The sequence below is a fragment of the Enterobacter sp. 342 genome (assembly GCF_036663495.1).
Lineage (GTDB): Bacteria > Pseudomonadota > Gammaproteobacteria > Enterobacterales > Enterobacteriaceae > Enterobacter.
The window spans coordinates 39,039-55,010 of the sequence record NZ_JAWUEI010000014.1; the positions used below are offsets into that span (position 1 = coordinate 39,039).

The 15,972-nt window shown below is 53.2% G+C and carries 18 protein-coding genes; 8 read left to right on the forward strand and 10 right to left on the reverse strand.

Features of this window, described 5'->3' with window-relative positions:
* Positions 1-22 precede the first annotated feature (22 nt).
* Both V6E55_RS13145 and tpiA read left to right on the forward strand, forming a co-directional pair.
* On the forward strand, positions 23-619 hold the full coding sequence (locus V6E55_RS13145) for a DUF1454 family protein (protein WP_114980021.1): 597 nt from the start codon (positions 23-25) through the stop codon (positions 617-619).
* A 111-nt stretch (positions 620-730) separates the two neighbouring features.
* Positions 731-1,498 (forward strand): triose-phosphate isomerase, encoded by a 768-nt coding sequence (tpiA, locus tag V6E55_RS13150; RefSeq protein ID WP_014172206.1) that lies wholly within the window; start codon positions 731-733, stop codon positions 1,496-1,498.
* A gap of 44 nt (positions 1,499-1,542) precedes the next feature.
* Here tpiA and V6E55_RS13155 read toward each other — a convergent pair whose 3' ends face one another.
* The 9 genes from V6E55_RS13155 to V6E55_RS13195 form a co-directional block, all read right to left on the reverse strand.
* Positions 1,543-2,847, reverse strand: a complete 1,305-nt coding sequence (locus V6E55_RS13155) for an SLC13 family permease (RefSeq protein ID WP_316943021.1) — start codon at positions 2,845-2,847, stop codon at positions 1,543-1,545.
* Between the two features lie 73 nt (positions 2,848-2,920).
* Positions 2,921-3,664: a CDP-diacylglycerol diphosphatase gene (locus tag V6E55_RS13160; RefSeq protein WP_129994717.1), complete on the reverse strand. Its 744-nt coding sequence runs from the start codon at positions 3,662-3,664 to the stop codon at positions 2,921-2,923.
* Between the two features lie 111 nt (positions 3,665-3,775).
* A complete protein-coding gene (locus V6E55_RS13165; RefSeq protein ID WP_316943022.1) occupies positions 3,776-4,765 on the reverse strand; it encodes a sulfate ABC transporter substrate-binding protein in 990 nt (329 codons plus the stop codon).
* Positions 4,766-4,899: 134 nt separating this feature from the next.
* Positions 4,900-5,862 (reverse strand): 6-phosphofructokinase, encoded by a 963-nt coding sequence (gene pfkA / locus V6E55_RS13170; protein ID WP_028018123.1) that lies wholly within the window; start codon positions 5,860-5,862, stop codon positions 4,900-4,902.
* A 174-nt stretch (positions 5,863-6,036) separates the two neighbouring features.
* Entirely contained in the window at positions 6,037-6,930 is an 894-nt protein-coding gene (gene fieF / locus V6E55_RS13175) for a CDF family cation-efflux transporter FieF (protein ID WP_316943024.1), read from the reverse strand.
* 245 nt (positions 6,931-7,175) lie between these two features.
* Positions 7,176-7,808, reverse strand: a complete 633-nt coding sequence (locus tag V6E55_RS13180) for a type VI secretion system-associated protein TagO (RefSeq protein ID WP_000720167.1) — start codon at positions 7,806-7,808, stop codon at positions 7,176-7,178.
* Between the two features lie 11 nt (positions 7,809-7,819).
* Positions 7,820-8,152, reverse strand: coding sequence for a zinc ribbon domain-containing protein (locus tag V6E55_RS13185; protein WP_001229865.1), 333 nt, complete (start codon positions 8,150-8,152; stop codon positions 7,820-7,822).
* Between the two features lie 101 nt (positions 8,153-8,253).
* A complete protein-coding gene (locus V6E55_RS13190) occupies positions 8,254-8,496 on the reverse strand; it encodes an ogr/Delta-like zinc finger family protein (protein ID WP_001251454.1) in 243 nt (80 codons plus the stop codon).
* A 48-nt stretch (positions 8,497-8,544) separates the two neighbouring features.
* Positions 8,545-9,663, reverse strand: coding sequence for a phage late control D family protein (locus V6E55_RS13195; protein WP_316943026.1), 1,119 nt, complete (start codon positions 9,661-9,663; stop codon positions 8,545-8,547).
* A 157-nt stretch (positions 9,664-9,820) separates the two neighbouring features.
* On the opposite strand from V6E55_RS13195, the gene V6E55_RS13200 reads away from it, so the two are divergent.
* The 6 genes from V6E55_RS13200 to V6E55_RS13225 are packed head-to-tail and all read left to right on the forward strand — an operon-like array spanning position 9,821 to position 15,423.
* On the forward strand, positions 9,821-11,014 hold the full coding sequence (locus V6E55_RS13200) for a phage tail sheath subtilisin-like domain-containing protein (RefSeq protein WP_000224787.1): 1,194 nt from the start codon (positions 9,821-9,823) through the stop codon (positions 11,012-11,014).
* Between the two features lie 12 nt (positions 11,015-11,026).
* Entirely contained in the window at positions 11,027-11,542 is a 516-nt protein-coding gene (locus V6E55_RS13205) for a phage major tail tube protein (RefSeq protein WP_001207578.1), read from the forward strand.
* 14 nt (positions 11,543-11,556) lie between these two features.
* Positions 11,557-11,892, forward strand: coding sequence for a phage tail assembly protein (locus V6E55_RS13210; protein WP_316943027.1), 336 nt, complete (start codon positions 11,557-11,559; stop codon positions 11,890-11,892).
* A 50-nt stretch (positions 11,893-11,942) separates the two neighbouring features.
* Positions 11,943-12,017 carry a GpE family phage tail protein gene (locus V6E55_RS13215; RefSeq protein WP_322928566.1) on the forward strand — a complete coding sequence of 25 codons (75 nt, stop codon included), beginning with the start codon at positions 11,943-11,945 and terminating at the stop codon, positions 12,015-12,017.
* The gene (locus V6E55_RS13220; RefSeq protein WP_316943028.1) at positions 12,018-14,963 is read left to right on the forward strand and encodes a phage tail tape measure protein; all 2,946 of its coding nucleotides are present in this window, start codon (positions 12,018-12,020) and stop codon (positions 14,961-14,963) included.
* Positions 14,964-14,973: 10 nt separating this feature from the next.
* Positions 14,974-15,423, forward strand: a complete 450-nt coding sequence (locus tag V6E55_RS13225; RefSeq protein ID WP_316943029.1) for a phage tail protein — start codon at positions 14,974-14,976, stop codon at positions 15,421-15,423.
* Positions 15,424-15,561: 138 nt separating this feature from the next.
* On the opposite strand, the gene V6E55_RS13230 is transcribed toward V6E55_RS13225, so the two are convergent.
* Complete coding sequence (locus tag V6E55_RS13230) at positions 15,562-15,972, reverse strand: tail fiber assembly protein (RefSeq protein WP_316943030.1); 411 nt, start codon at positions 15,970-15,972, stop codon at positions 15,562-15,564.

Sequence of the window (15,972 nt, forward strand, 5' to 3'; positions counted from 1 at the left end):
CTTACGGCCAGGGGCAATGTTGATGAAAAGTTCGGCACGTTCTCTTTTCCTGTGTTTAGCGCTGCTCAGCGCGGGCTTTCCCCTGCACGCTGCCGAAACCACCGCCCCGACAACGGCACCATATCTTCTGGCCGGTGCACCGTCTTTTGATCAGTCCATCAGCCAGTTTCGTGAAACCTTCAACCAGACCAACCCAACGCTGCCGCTGGATGAATTTCGTGCCATTGATAGCTCTCGCGATACACCGACACTGACCCGTGCGGCAAGCAAGATTAACGAAAACTTGTATGCTTCAACGGCGCTGGAACGCGGCACGCTAAAAATCAAAAGCATGCAAATCACCTGGCTGCCGATTCAGGGGCCAGAGCAGAAAGCCGCGAAGGCGAAGGCGCTTGAGTATATGAGTGCGGTGTTGCAGGCCTTTACACCGGCACTGACGAAAAAGCAAAGCCAGCAAAAGCTACAAAAACTCCTCACCGCCGGTAAAAACAAGCGTTACTACGCCGATACCGAAGGTGCGATTCGCTATGTTGTCGCAGACAACGGCGAAAAAGGACTGACCTTCGCAGTTGAACCGATTAAGCTGGCACTATCTGACACTCTCGGCGGGGCGAATTAATGACAAAAAGCAAAGCCTTTCGAGGGAAAATCTCTATACTGATTCACAGACCATGCTGCCCGACAGGGTGGCCATATTCCTTAATTCGCTTATTTAGCGTGGAGAATTGAAATGCGACATCCTTTAGTGATGGGTAACTGGAAACTGAACGGCAGCCGCCACATGGTAAACGAACTGGTTGCGAACCTGCGTAAAGAGCTGGCTGGCGTGACGGGCTGTGCGGTTGCTATCGCTCCGCCGGATATGTACCTGGATCTGGCTAAACATGCCGCTGACGGCAGCCACATCATTCTGGGTGCACAGAACGTTGACGTTAACCTGTCTGGCGCGTTCACCGGTGAAACCTCCGCTGAAATGCTGAAAGATATCGGCGCGAAATACATCATCATCGGCCACTCTGAGCGTCGTACCTATCACAAAGAATCCGACGAGTTCATCGCGAAGAAATTCGCTGTGCTGAAAGAGCAGGGTCTGATCCCTGTTCTGTGCATCGGTGAAACCGAAGCTGAAAACGAAGCTGGCAAAACGGAAGAAGTGTGTGCTCGCCAGATCGACGCAGTTCTGAAAACTCAGGGTGCGGCAGCATTCGAAGGCGCGGTCATTGCTTACGAGCCAGTCTGGGCGATCGGTACCGGCAAATCAGCAACCCCTGCGCAGGCTCAGGCAGTTCACAAGTTCATCCGTGATCACATTGCTAAAGCTGATGCGAAAGTGGCTGAGCAAGTGATTATCCAGTACGGCGGTTCCGTAAACGCCTCCAACGCTGCTGAGCTGTTCACCCAGCCAGACATCGATGGCGCACTGGTTGGCGGTGCATCCCTGAAAGCTGACGCTTTCGCGGTGATCGTTAAAGCAGCAGAAGCGGCTAAACAGGCATAATGCTGTTGTGGCGGGTGGCGCTTGCGCTTACCCGCCCTACTCCGCTACAAACGACCCAATACGCTAAACCACAAGTAATCCAGCGGCAAGAGCACCAGATAGGTCGCTATCGCCAGCGCCAGACAGAGTACCATCCCCGCCTTTGCAGGCACCTTCCCGAGCCCCATTGCGACCACAATTGGCGACGCCTGATACGGCAGCAGCGGTGTGGAATACCCCAATACCTGGATCATGATCACCGACAGCAGCGGGAAACCCGTCGCGTCGGAAAAACTCTGTGCCAGCGTGGTATACAGCGCAGGAACACCGTTGGCAGTCATAATGAAGTTGAGCGCCGTGGTGATCCCCGTCAGTGCCAGGAAACTGGTGAAGGGGTTATCAGCGTCCAGCGGCATTATCCGCAGCAAAGCTTCACCCACGGCTGCGCCAATCCCGGTCTGCGTCACCACAATCGCCAGACCCAGAATACCCGCGACATAAATACAGGTACGCATATTCACCCCCGTAGAAAACTCTTCTCCGGTGATAAAACCAATGCGCGGTAGCATGACGATGACCGAGGCCGCCAGCCCCGTCCACGCGGGTCCCACACCATGCCAGCTCTCTGTCACCCACATTCCCAGCACCACCGCCAGCAGCCAGGCGAGACGCTTTTCATCCCGCCCCATCGGTTCAGACGGTGCCTGATCCTTCGGTGGTTTTGGATTACCGGGAAAGAGCCAGCAGATCAGGCCAATCAGAATCAGACCTTTGAGAATGCCCAGTACGGGGGTGTGCAGCAGCAGATACGGGACGTAACTCAGGTGGATGCCGTACGAACCTTCCGCCGCACCGCTCATCACCAGGTTAGGGACGTTTGCAGGCAAAATAGTTGCCGAGAGCTGGAAAGTACCGAACCCCACAGCCAGCGCCAGGCCAAACCACGCCCGCGAACCGTCTGCGATACTCGCCCTTTTCGCCATCGCAGCAACGATAGGCATCAGAAGCGCAATACGCCCCATATTCGACGGCATCACAAACGCCAGCGCATAGCTCAGCAGTACCACACTCGCCACCATCAACACCCAGGAATCGGTGAGCTTTGCCGAGAGCGCCCGCGCGGCCCTGTCCGCCAGACCGGTTTTTCGGATCGCCACGCCGAGCACAAAACCGCTAAACACCAGCCAGAACGCCGACGAGGCAAAACCGCCGAAGATCACCTCCGGCGGGGCGATTCTGGCGGTCATTGCCGCCGTGAAGAACAACAGTGCGGTGATAAATTCCGGTAATAGCGACGTCGCCCACAGCACGATGGTAACGCCAACAATCAGTGAGGGCAGCAGTAGAGGATGAGCTAACCAGAGCGACATACCTGTCTCCTGTAGATTTTTTCAGCAAGTCTACGGTGACAGGCAGCCGGAGTAAACGCGATTTATGGTGGGGTCACTTCAGGATAGCGCATTGATGATCCTGCAATTCCTCAGCCGACGCGCGATTAAGGGTCAGAAGGTTACGTTCCGTTGCCAGTAAAACAAAAGAGCCATCTGACTGCTGAGCCATCGCCAGTGCAAAGCGTCCCATATGGTCGCGTGCTTCCGGCAGCTCTTCAGCCAACATCATAAACGGACTGCGCTGCACCAGCTCATTCTCCGTTACCCGACGGGCAAGATACTCATGCCCTTCCAGCCCACCCGGCAGAGGCAGCCACTGGGTGCTAATTTCTCCCTGAGCCGCGTTCAGCTTCTCACGCACGTCCGGGCGCAGGCAGGAGATATGAATATGAAAATGGTTCTGCGTACGGCCTGTCGGGGAGTTAATCGTCAGTGAAATGGCGCTGTCAGGCACCTCGGTTCCCCGTTTCAGGGTCATAAAACTGCGTGACTGCCACGCCAGCCAGAAAAAGTTCGGCGTGTGAGGCTCGGTCAAAAGCGGACTTTCTGTGCCGTTGATACGGTAGGTTGGCATCAGCAGATACTGCAGCGGTCCATTGCGGTCTTTAAACACCACATAACCTGCATCTGTTTTCACCTGCGCACACGGCGCCGGGTTACGGTTCTGGATCTGATTCGGCACACACTGGTCGAGAACGATATGTCGCAGCGCATCCGGATTACCCGCTTTCATCCAGTACCAGCCGCCGGCGGCAAGGGCGATGACAATCAGGATCAATAAGATAATTTTTTTCACAGCGCGTTCCCCGTATCCATTTGAAGTGAAAGAGTAACGCAAAATGATGACCAAACAAAAAACCCGGTGGATTTCTCACACCGGGTCACCGTGTCGTTCTTTGCGAAATACTTAGCGTTTGCTGATCTGGTCGAAGGTACCGCCGTTAGAGAAGTGATCTTTCTGGGCTTTGGTCCAGCCACCAAACTCGTCATCAATGGTGAAGAGCTTCAGTTTCGGGAATACATTCTCGTATTTCTTCGCAACCGCCGGGTCACGAGGGCGATAGAAGTTTTTCGCCGCAATTTCCTGGCCTTCTGGCGAGTAGAGATACTTCAGGTAGGCTTCCGCCACTGCTTTGGTCTCTTTCTTCTCTACCACTTTGTCGACCACAGAAACGGTTGGTTCCGCGAGGATAGATTCGCTTGGGGTCACAATCTCGAATTTGTCTTTACCCAGTTCGTTGGTGGCCAGCAGGGCTTCGTTTTCCCATGCGATCAGCACATCACCAATACCACGCTCGACGAAAGTGTTGGTTGCGCCACGCGCGCCGGAGTCCAGCACCTCAACGTTTTTATACAGCGCTTTCACGAATTCCTGAGCTTTGGCCTGGTCACCGTTGTTGTGGTGCAGCGCGTAACCCCACGCCCCCAGGTAGTTCCAGCGAGCGCCGCCAGAGCTTTTTGGGTTAGGCGTGATGACTGACACACCGGGTTTAATCAGATCATTCCAGTCATGGATTTGTTTTGGGTTGCCTTTACGCACCAGGAAAACAATGGTCGAGGTGTAAGGCGCGGAGTTATCCGGCAGGCGTTTGATCCAGTTTTTATCTATACGACCACGTTCGGCGATGGCGTCGACATCGTAGGCCAGTGCCAGAGTGACCACATCGGCTTCAATACCGTTGATCACAGATGTCGCCTGCTTGCCGGAACCACCGTGAGACTGACGAACCACAACGGTGTCACCGGTTTGCTGCTTCCAGTGTGCAGCAAACGCTTTGTTGTACTGCTCGTAAAGTTCACGCGTCGGATCGTATGACACGTTCAGTAACTGGATGTCCTTAGCCAGAACGCTGGTCGATGCCAGCAATAATGTTAAACCCACGCCCCATTTATTCATCGCCCAGCTCTCGTGTGTAGTGTTTTGATGAATGCAGCGTGCCAGAAAGAGATGCGATGATTAAAGAATAAAAAAAGATTGGCTATAACGTAGAGGAATAAAAGCCCTCTCCGCAACGGAGAGGGCTTGAGGGATCAGTACAGTTTTTTCGCGCAGTCCAGCCAGTCACCTTTGAATGGACGTTTCATGTTTTCAATGGCGTCAATGATGTCATGGTGCACCAGCTGCTCGTTCTGAATACCGACGCAGCGGCCGCCGTGACCCTGCAGCAGCAGTTCAATAGCGTATGCCCCCATACGGGACGCCAGAATACGGTCGTATGGTCCAGGGGAACCGCCACGCTGGATGTGTCCCAGTACGGTTGCACGGGTTTCACGTTTGGTTTCGGTTTCGATGTACTTCGCCAGTTCGTCAACATCACAGATGTGCTCGGTGATGGCAACAATCGCGTGTTTTTTACCTTTCGCGATGCCTGCTTTGATTTCAGCCACCAGATCTTCACGGCTGAATTCCACTTCCGGCACAACCACAAACTCACAACCACCCGCAATCGCGGCAGCCAGGGTCAGGTCACCACAGTAACGACCCATCACTTCAACGATGGAGATACGCTGGTGAGAAGAAGAGGTGTCACGCAGACGGTCAATCGCTTCCACAACGGTACCCAGCGCGGTGAAATAACCGATGGTGTAGTCAGTGCCTTTGATGTCGTTGTCGATAGTGCCTGGCAGACCGATGCACGGGAAGCCCATTTCAGTCAGACGTTTTGCACCCATATAAGAGCCGTCACCACCGATAACCACCAGGGCATCCAGGCCACGTTTTTTCATGTTCTCGATAGCCACTTCACGGACGTGTTCATCACGGAATTCCGGGAAGCGTGCAGACCCAAGGAAGGTACCGCCACGGTTGATCATGTCAGACACGCTGTAACGGTCGAGCTGAACCATACGGTCTTCGTACAGACCCAGGTAACCATCATAGATACCAAAAACTTCCAGACCTTCCGTCAGCGCTGCACGGACAACCCCACGAATTGCCGCGTTCATGCCCGGCGCATCACCGCCGCTTGTCAACACACCGATTTTCTTAATCATGACTACCTCTGAACTTAGGAATGCAAAATTGAAATCTGTTGCCGGAAGAAACTTATCGACCAACGAATACTGCAAATAGTATATCAATCACTTCCAGCTGAATTGATTCAGGTCAGACCAAATGGCGGTAATTTATACACAAAATGCTGGCCTGGCTCACTTTTTTACAACGAATTACGAAAGCCCAACATGTCCAGGTACAACCGAGCAGGGATCCTGGTGAATAATGACGTCTGAACCAGGAAAACGCTGCAAAATCGCCTGCTCGACCTGCTCAGCAATAACGTGAGCCTGAACCAGTGGCAGGTTGTCTTCCATTTCAATGTGAATCTGAATAAAGCGGGTCGGCCCTGACTGCCGCGTTCGAAGATCGTGCGCACCACTGACACCAGGCCAGGAGGTCACAATAGTAAAAATTTCATTACGTTCTGAGTCAGGGAGGGCGCGATCAAGCAGTGATTGCACCGCTTCATACCCCATCCGTAAGGCACTATATAAAATATAGATACCAATCCCTAACGCGAACAACGCATCGGCCCGATGCCAGCCATACCAGGCCAGGCCGAGTGCAATAAGAATAGCCCCATTCATCATAACATCAGATTGATAATGAAGCATATCCGCCCGTACCGCCTGACTTTGCGTTTTGCGTACGACCCAGCGCTGGAACGTTACCAGAACAAGTGTGCTTATAAGTGCAACGATCGTCACAATCACGCCCACACCGGGATCGTTCATCGGTGACGGTGAGACAAGATGCTGAATGCCGGTTAAAAACAGGAACAGTGCAGACCCGGAAATGAACATACTTTGCGCCAGCGCGGCCAGCGACTCCGCTTTGCCGTGCCCAAATGTGTGCTCTTCATCCGCCGGTTGCAGTGAGTAACGCACCACCAGCAGGTTGGTCAATGAGGCTGCAATATCCATCAAAGAGTCTACCAGCGCCGCCAGAATACTGACCGAACCGGTATACCACCAGGCAAAGATTTTGATCAGTAGCAGGCTAGAGGCCATGACGGTTGCCGCAATGGCGGCCCGGCTTACCAGCCTTCCATAGGATTGATTCATAAACACTCCTGTCATGTCATGCCGCTAGTATAACGGAAGCGTGAGGAGTCAAAGGATGAATAAACGGTTAACAAATTAGAATGAAGGCAAAAAAAAACCCCCACATCATGTGGGGGAAGACAGGGATGGTGAAGAAATCCGTCCAGTAACACAATGGAATAAAAGGATTTATTCTAATCTTCGTCTACATTTTGACTACACTTCGACAAAAAAAAGCCCCGTGCATTACGGGGCTGCACACCGCATTACTTCCATCCACACGCTTTTTGAAGCGGCTTCAATGCCTCTGACAGACCAGCAACATCAAATGTCGCACTCACGGGACTTTCATTGTAAGGCGTGATCTGAGTAAACATTGAGTTAGCCTGGCTAAGCGCCTTGACGAACTCGATGACATTGCCACGATAAAATACCGATTTGGTATCGCTAGATATGTCCCATGTTTTCGTTTTTGCCTTCTGTTTATCCAGGCGAGACAACATCTGTGTTTCGTTCAACCCAAGATAGGTATCCCAATTGAGGAAAAGTTCTGTTTTTTTCTCGCGGCAAGTGATGTAAAGACTTGGTGTGATCGATTCACCAAACTGCGACCGGAAAGAATCATTAGCAGAAAGGCTAACATAAACATTCTCTGAATCATCCACGGGTGAAGTTTTCGTGGATACCTGCCATTTTCCAACTCCTACAACTGGCTTAGCCTCTTCGGCTACTTTCGGAGGAAGAACCTTATCGTAACAAGCTAAACGCGCATCACTTTTTGCCTCGGATTGGCATTTCATTAATGCGTCATTGTTAATATCGGCTTTAACTGGTTCTACCGCATACGCTGTTGATACAGCAGAAGAGCAAAGCGCCATAGCAATGATTATCTTTTTCATACCATTACCTTTCATGATTTCGGGCGAGTAAAGAAAACAAACATTCCGATAATGATATCGCCAATAACCCAGATGGTTCCCAGCATCATCATCCCCAGCCCCGTACCAATTGCGGCTCCGGCCCGTTCTGCGTCTGAGGCTGCGTTATTGATAACGTCACTACTGCCGCCAGCCCCGGCAAAAATGCAATAGATCATAAAGATGTTAAACAGGATAAATATCCACTTAACGATCTTGCCAAAAAATGAGCGCTTCGGCTTTCTGACCTGATGGCCGCAAGACGGGCATTTAAACGCTGAATCACTAATTTCTTTACTGCATTCCGGGCAGTTTACTAATGCCATTTTCCTAGACTCCATAGACATGGTTACATAACCGCCATAAAGCCTATCAGTTGATTTTGTTTGAATAAATAAAAATTAACCCGCCATATAGGCGGGTTATTTTAGAGTGCCAGCGATAACTGATCTTCGCCGTGGTGACTTCTTGGAAAAGCTTCTTGTGGCACCATCGCGCCGGGCGCTGGCTGGGTCTGGTTTAGTGAACCGTCTATTTCCGTCATGCTGGTGAAACAGTACCCGCACAACATATTTTGACACTGGTGATAGCTGCGCCGCACAAGCAAACTCAGCTCAACGCTGGTTCTGGTTTTTGCTATTGCACGGCAGCGAGGACAGCGCATTGCCATACGCGGGCCTCCTTTCAGGACTGGTTAATATCAACGCAAGTATAACGCTTAAGACGTTGAATCGTCACTCTCCGCTGTCCAGTCGTCGATTTTTACTTCCAGCTCCAGCGACGTGGTAAACCCTCCCCCGCCAATATCGTGAACGCACCGCGTTATCGTCCAGTTCCCACTGTCGATCGTGGACTTAAAGCCGTAGACGCTGGCGGGCTGTTCCGGGTACAAATCTGCGCGGCCACGCGCCAGGGTGATACTGAATGTCGCCGCTCCACGCTGCAACTCCCGCCACTTAGCCGCAGCGGCACGCTTCGCCGCCTTTTCCGTCTTGAAGGTTTTACGGATAACAAAAACGTTACCTTCGGCCCCGGCCAGATAATCACCCTCTTTTTTGCTGGATGCAGGCTCTTTCTTTTTGGCCTGGCTGGTTCGTCGCCTGCGGGTGGTTTTCTTCACGGTAGTGGATGGTTTTTTGCCAAAGTTGAGATCAAGCCAGTATGCAGTTACGCCTGTGTACGCGTCGCGGTCAGCTACGTTAAACCGATGTTTATCACCGCTTGACCGGACGATCTCGATTACCGGCAGCGGCTTGCCACTCTGCGTCACTCCCTTGCCCGGCGTGATAAACAGAAGCATACCGTTTTTAATGGTCGCCACCGCGCCCAGCATTTCGGCCATGCGCGTTAAGAAGCTGATATCTGATTCACTCGTCTGATCGGCGTGGTCTATCTCAATCTTCGCCAGTTCTTCGCTGACGCCCGCACGCAGATCGTAGCGGCTGGCAATGCTGGCGACCACATCCCCCACGGTAATATCGTGCCAGCTATATTCCCTCTTCACGTTGAAGGTATCGCGGAAATCTGCGCTTCTGGCACTGATCGTTAGCTGGTCAGGCGGGCCTGAGTGACCTATCTCATCAACCGTATACACGCCCTTAAAAACCAATGGATCATTATCCCAGCCCAGCGCCACCGATATCTTTGCGCCGCGTGGTGGTAATGCTACCTGCCCGTCTGCATCATCCAGAGTCAGATCCAGCGTGTCCGCTTCAAAGCCCCGGTTATCTGTCAGGGAAAGGGAGATCAGCCGGTTATCCAGCGCCGTAAGCTGATTACCTTCAATTTCAATATTGAACGCCGGGCGCGGCGAATATCGGTTTTCTGTCGTGTCCATATCAACCCCTTCATCATGATGGGGTACATCGTCGCCACGCGCGCGCGCATGAACAACGCCCCGTCATTGTTGCAGGTTGCTGACAACCCTTATTCATCGCATCGGCCTGCCATTGCCGCAATGATATTCGCAGTCATTAAACTGGCGAGGCAAATACATGGCCACTAACTACCATCACGGTGTAACCGTCACGGAAACCACCGACCTTAGCACGATGATCACCGACATTGATTCGGCGGTGATCGGCGTTGTCTGCACCGCTGATGATGCGGACGAAACAGCGTTCCCGCTGGATACCCCTGTACTGATCACCCGCGTGGCTAACATGCTGGGCAAGGCAGGTAAAACCGGCACCCTGTTTACCACCCTGAAAGCGATTTCAGACCAGACCAGCCCGCAAACCATTGTGATCCGCGTTGCTGATGCTGCAAATATCGAACCACCTGAAGGCGGCACAGCACAGACACAGGATCAACTGGTTATTGGCGGCACCGATGCAAACGGACGCTTTACCGGCATGTACGCGCTGCTGTCTGCCGAAATGCGCGTAGGCGTGCGCCCGCGTGTGCTGGCCGTTCCCGGTCTTGATACGGAAGCGGTGGCCGCACAACTCGGCGTCATTGCCGAAAAGCTGCGCGCGTTTGCTTACGTGGCAGCGAACGGCTGCAACACCATCGCTGAGGTGAAGGAATACCGCGAACAGTTCTCCCAGCGTGAAATGATGGTTATCTGGCCTAATTTCATATGCTACGACACCAACGCCGGGGCGAATGCCACCGTTCCCGTGGGTGCCCATGCGGTTGGGATGCGCGCCAAAATCGACGCAACTCAGGGCTGGCATAAAACCATTTCCAACGTGCCCGTTAATAACGTGCTGGGGATGGATCGGGATATCTATTTCACGTTGCAGGGCACCGATACCGACGCCGACGAACTGAACGCAGCAGGCGTTACCACGCTGATCAAGCAGGACGGCTACCGCATCTGGGGATCGCGTACCTGCGACGCCGAAACGTATATCTTCGAAAGCTATACCCGAACCGCGCAGATCGTTGCGGATACCGTCGCCGAAGCCCATTTCGCCTATGTTGATAAACCGCTTACCCCGTCGCTGGTAAAGGACATTGTGGACGGCATCAATAAGAAGCTGACCTCATATGTGACGGCTGGCAAGCTCCTGGGCGCCCGCTGCTGGTATGACCCGGAACCGAATACCTCGGAAACCCTGCGCAATGGTCAACTGACCATTAAGTACAACTACACCCCTGTTCCACCGCTGGAAAATCTCAGCCTGGTACAGGAGTTCACCGACGAATATTTCGCTACGTTTTCCAGCGCAGTGAATAACTAACCGGGGGCGCTTATGGCACTGCCTAAGAAACTCAAATATTTCAATATGTTCTTTGACGGGGATAACTACTTCGGCATGGTGCCGGAAATCACCCCCGCCAAACTCACCAAAAAAACCGAAGACTACCAGGCGGGTGGTATGCCGGGTTCGGTTGCGGTGGATCTTGGCTTCGACGCTGGCGCCCTAGATATGGATATCACGCTTGGCGGTCTGGATGCCGGATTGCTGAAAAAATGGGGCGTCACCACTGCGGACGGGATGCAAACACGTTTTGCTGGCTCTTATCAGGACGATGCGACCGGCGACGCTGTACCGTGCGAAATCCAGACGCGTGGCCGCTTCACTGAACTGGATCCCGGTTCGGCAAAAGTCGGGGATGACACTTCGCATAAGTACACCCTGAAAAACACCTATTACAAGCTGACCATCAACGGCGAAGAGATTATCGAAGTTGATGTGCTCAACATGATCTACAAAGTTGCCGGTGTGGATGTGCTGGAAAAACACCGCGCTAACATCGGCCTATAAGGAAACCTGGCACCATGAGCAAGACCAAAGAAAACACCGTTATTCTTACCGCCCCTATTACGCGCGGTAAGACCAAGATCACCGAAGTGGCGATCACTTCCGTGCTTAAACAGGCTGGATCACTGCGCGGCTTAAAAGCCTATGACGTTCTGACGTCCAACTATGACGCACTGGTTATTCTGCTGCCTCGCGTTACCGCTCCGGCATTAACCGCCGATGAGATTGCCCGAATGGATACCTGGGATTTTTGCCAGTTAGCCAACGCGGTGGTTGATTTTTTGCAACCCTCTTCGGAACTGACCGCGACGGATACGGGCAACGAATCATCCGATGCCCCTGCGAACGCATAGAAGACCTGATGGCAGATATCGCCGTCATATTCCACTGGCGGCCGGTAGAGATGGACGCCATGACGGTACAGGAAATACTGTTATGGCGTGATCAGGCGGCTGCGCGCAGTGGTGGAGATCACTAAATGGCAGACCGCAATTTAAATATCAGGGTGGCATTCAGCGCCCTGAATAATATGTCCCGCCCTGTCAACGCGGCGCGCCAGAGTGCCGCCGCGTTGGCGTCTCAAATCAACCAGACCAAAACCAGCATTAAAGGGCTTGAGCGTCAGGCAACCAGCTTTGACCGCCTCACCGCAGCCAATAAAAAAACCACCGAACAACTGGCCCAGGCGAAAGAACAGGCCCGGCAAATGGCGGCGGCTTATGGCCCGTTACGCCAGCGCAGCGCCGAACAGGTTGCCGCCCTCAATCAGCAACGTGCAGCCATTCGCCAGTTAACCCAGCAGCAGAAAGGCGAGCAGACGCAGCTTAACCAGTTGCGCGCCAGCTTCTACAGCGAAGGCATTGCGATCAGCAGCGCCAGCCGGGCGACGGAACAGATCAACCAGCGCACCGCGCAATACAACCGCCAGCTTGCCGAACAGCAGCGACGGCTTGACGCTGTTAACCAGGCGCAGGCCCGTTACAGCCGCGCCAAAGAAACCGGCGAAAAGATGATGAGCGGGGGGATGAAAACCGCCGCAGTAGGGGCGGCAACCCTGGCACCTGTCGCCGCTGCGGTGAAATCCTACAGCAGCCTTGAAGACGCCATGAAAGGCGTAGCCAAACAGGTAAACGGCTTGCGTGACGACAGCGGCAACCGCACCCCGCAGTATGAAGAAATGCAGCGGGCGATCATGGATGCCAGCGAAAAGCTACCAATGGCTAACGGCGCTGTTGACTATGCCGCCCTGGTCGAAGGTGGCGCGCGCATGGGCGTGGCAAACAGCGATGATCCGTGGGAAAAACAAAAAGCCGATCTGCTGGCTTTCGCCAGCATGGCGGCAAAAGCTTCGGTAGCCTTTGAACTGCCCGCCGATCAGCTTTCTGAAAGCCTCGGTAAGATTGCCGGGCTGTATAAGATACCCACCCAGAATATTGAACAGTTAGGCGACGCAATAAACTATCTGGACGATAACGCGAAGTCGAAAGGCTCCGATATTATCGACGTGCTCCAGCGCGTTGGCGGGCTTGCCAGCCAACTGGATTACAAGCAAGCCGCCGCGCTGGGTTCCACCTTTCTGACTCTTGGATCACCTGCCGAAGTTGCCGCCAGCGCAACAAATGCAATGGTGCGCGAACTGTCGATCGCCACAGTACAAAGCGATAAATTTTTGGGTGCGCTGGATGAAATCGGCGTCAATGCTGAAAAAGTCCAGAAAAGCATGTCAGTGGACGCGATGGGCACGATCATTTCAGTGCTGGAAGCGTCCAAAAAACTTGCACCAGATAAGCAGGTAGCCAACCTTACCCAGATTTTCGGTAAAGAGTTCGGGGATGATGCACAGAAACTTGCGAACAACCTGCCCGAACTACGCCGCCAGATAGAACTGACGCAGGGAGCAGCCGCTAAAGGTTCCATGAATCGGGAATCTGATATCAATAAAGCTTCCCTTTCTGCTCAGTGGCAACTGACCAAAACCGGCGCGGTTAACGCATTCAGTTCAGCAGGGGAAACGCTCCGCGAGCCGCTGATGGATATCATGCTTACTGTCAGTAAGGTGGTTGGCAGCGTCCGCCGTTGGGTTGAGGCAAACCCGGCACTGGTTGGTTCAATCATGAAAGTCACCGCAGCCATAGGCGCGTTGCTGGTTGTCGTGGGTGGTCTGATGCTGTCCATCGGCGCAGTGCTGGGCCCGATGGCACTTGTTCGCCTCAGCTTCACCACGCTGGCCGGGGAAGGAGGAATAGCGCGGCTGACTGGCGGAGTAATGCGCCTGGGTGGTGCGTTCCAGTGGCTTGCTGGCTCGCCTATGCAGGCATTATTAAGCGCCGGTCGCATGGTATTCGGCCCGCTTATTACTCTACTGGCTGGTATTTCTGCGCCCGTCTGGGGGCTGATTGCGCTCTTTGCTGCGGCAGCAGTGGCCGTCATTAAATTCTGGCAACCCATACAGGCGTTTTTCAGCGGCTTCTTTACCGGCCTGATGGCTGGCCTTCAACCAATCACGCAGGCATTTAACGCCGTATTTGCACCACTGGCCCCGATTTTTGACAGTATCGGCAACGCGATCAGTGGGGTCTGGGAATGGTTTACCAAACTGCTGGAACCGATCCAGTTTTCCAGTGAAGCGCTGGCATCCTGCACCAGTGCCGGGGAAACGTTCGGCAAGGTTGTAGGGGCCGCAATTAGCGCGCTGACGCTACCTATTCAAGCCGTCGCTAACGGGATTGGATGGATACTTGAGAAACTCGGCGCCATCCCCGACGCAACAAAAGCAGCGCAGCAAGCTGCGGAAAGTATGCACAAAGACCCTGTTGTCTGGGAGTGGGATCCGCAGCAAAAGAAAATGGTTAAAAAGGGTTGGAACTGGTCGCCGAAAGACGATCAGCAGAAGAAAACCAACCAGAAGCAACAGCAGGCCATTGACCAGCAGAAAAAGCAGGAAAGCTTAATTAACTCGCTCAAGGGCCCGGCCAACATCGTGCCGAAGATGAGCAGCAGCCTGGACAAGATCGCCACCAATACCACGGAGAAGAAAGACGGCCCCGGCGAGATTGTCTTCAAGAATAAGCAGCCCTATATCCCGATCCGTGGCGGATATTCGGAACCGCTTAAGCAGACGCAGCGCCAGCTACCATCCCTTACCGATTGGGTGACGCAGCAGGCCGGATCGCTGATCGCTTCCGTTACGCCGTGGCAGGTTGAGAAGCCCGCCGCACGAGTGCCCGTTTCGGCGTCGCCGTCTGCGGCTTCCGTCGCTGCGCTAATGCCTGCGCAGGGTGGCGATGTATATAACCTTAACTTCGACTTTAGCGGCCAGAAACTGGATGAAGAAACCATTATCAGGCGCGTGCGCGAAGAACTTGCGTTAGCGAAGCAGCAAGCCGACCGGCGCAAGCGTTCCCAACTGACCGATCACGTCTAAGGGCAATATCATGATGATGATTCTGGGGATGTTCCCCTTTTCACTGCAAACCACGCCTTACCAGAGTGCGAATAAAACCAACTCCTGGCGGCACGTCAAAAACGATCGCGTGGGGAAATCCCCGCGCTATCAGTTCATCGGCGCAGATGAAGAACCTTTCGTACTCAGCGGCACGCTGTACCCCGAAATAAGCGGCGGTGATGTGTCGATTGTCATGCTGGAAACTATGGCTTTTTCCGGGCGCCCGTGGCCCCTGATAGAAGGCACGGGCAGGATCTACGGCATGTATGTAATTGAGCAGATCACGCAAAACCGGACGGAGTTTTTTAAGGACGGGAAGGCAAAGAAAATTGATTTTACGCTCAACCTGAAACGCGTAAGCGAGGACATACGGGAAAAGCTGGCCGAAACGACCACCGACGATCTCTTCTCTCTTGTGAAAACCAACCTTTCGATATAAGAAAAGCGGGCCTTTGCCCGCTTCGTCTTCCGGAACACACCGCCATAACTGACCGTGCTACAGCACCGTTAAAAATGACTGTACTCGATACGCACGGCCAGCACGGTTAGAACCGGCCATGCGTGCCGGAACATGAACTTATTCCGGCTTATCCGGCCAGGTGATATCCGGCGCTTTAGATGTATCAATAGCCTCCAACTCATCCAGATAATCTAGCCAAATATTGTATTGGATCAGTTCATCATCAGTAAGACGCCCTAATGATGCTTTGCCTGGCCACTGCTTACTATTGATATATGCATTAGCCTGCTCAATTAAAGACTGCTTTTTTTCGTCGGCGTTCTCGACCTCTTCTTCATGTGTTAAAGGCGGGGCATCAATCCAGGCTGGCATCCCAGCATCCGTCCCCAACACTTTACCTTCAGGCCACGCAACATTAGTAAACTCCTGATAAACAGAGTCGGATACTATCAAGGCGTCTTCTGGGATAACTAAGCTTGTTCCTTCAATATAGAAACCCAGAGCAGAACCAGAGAAATATTTATTCAT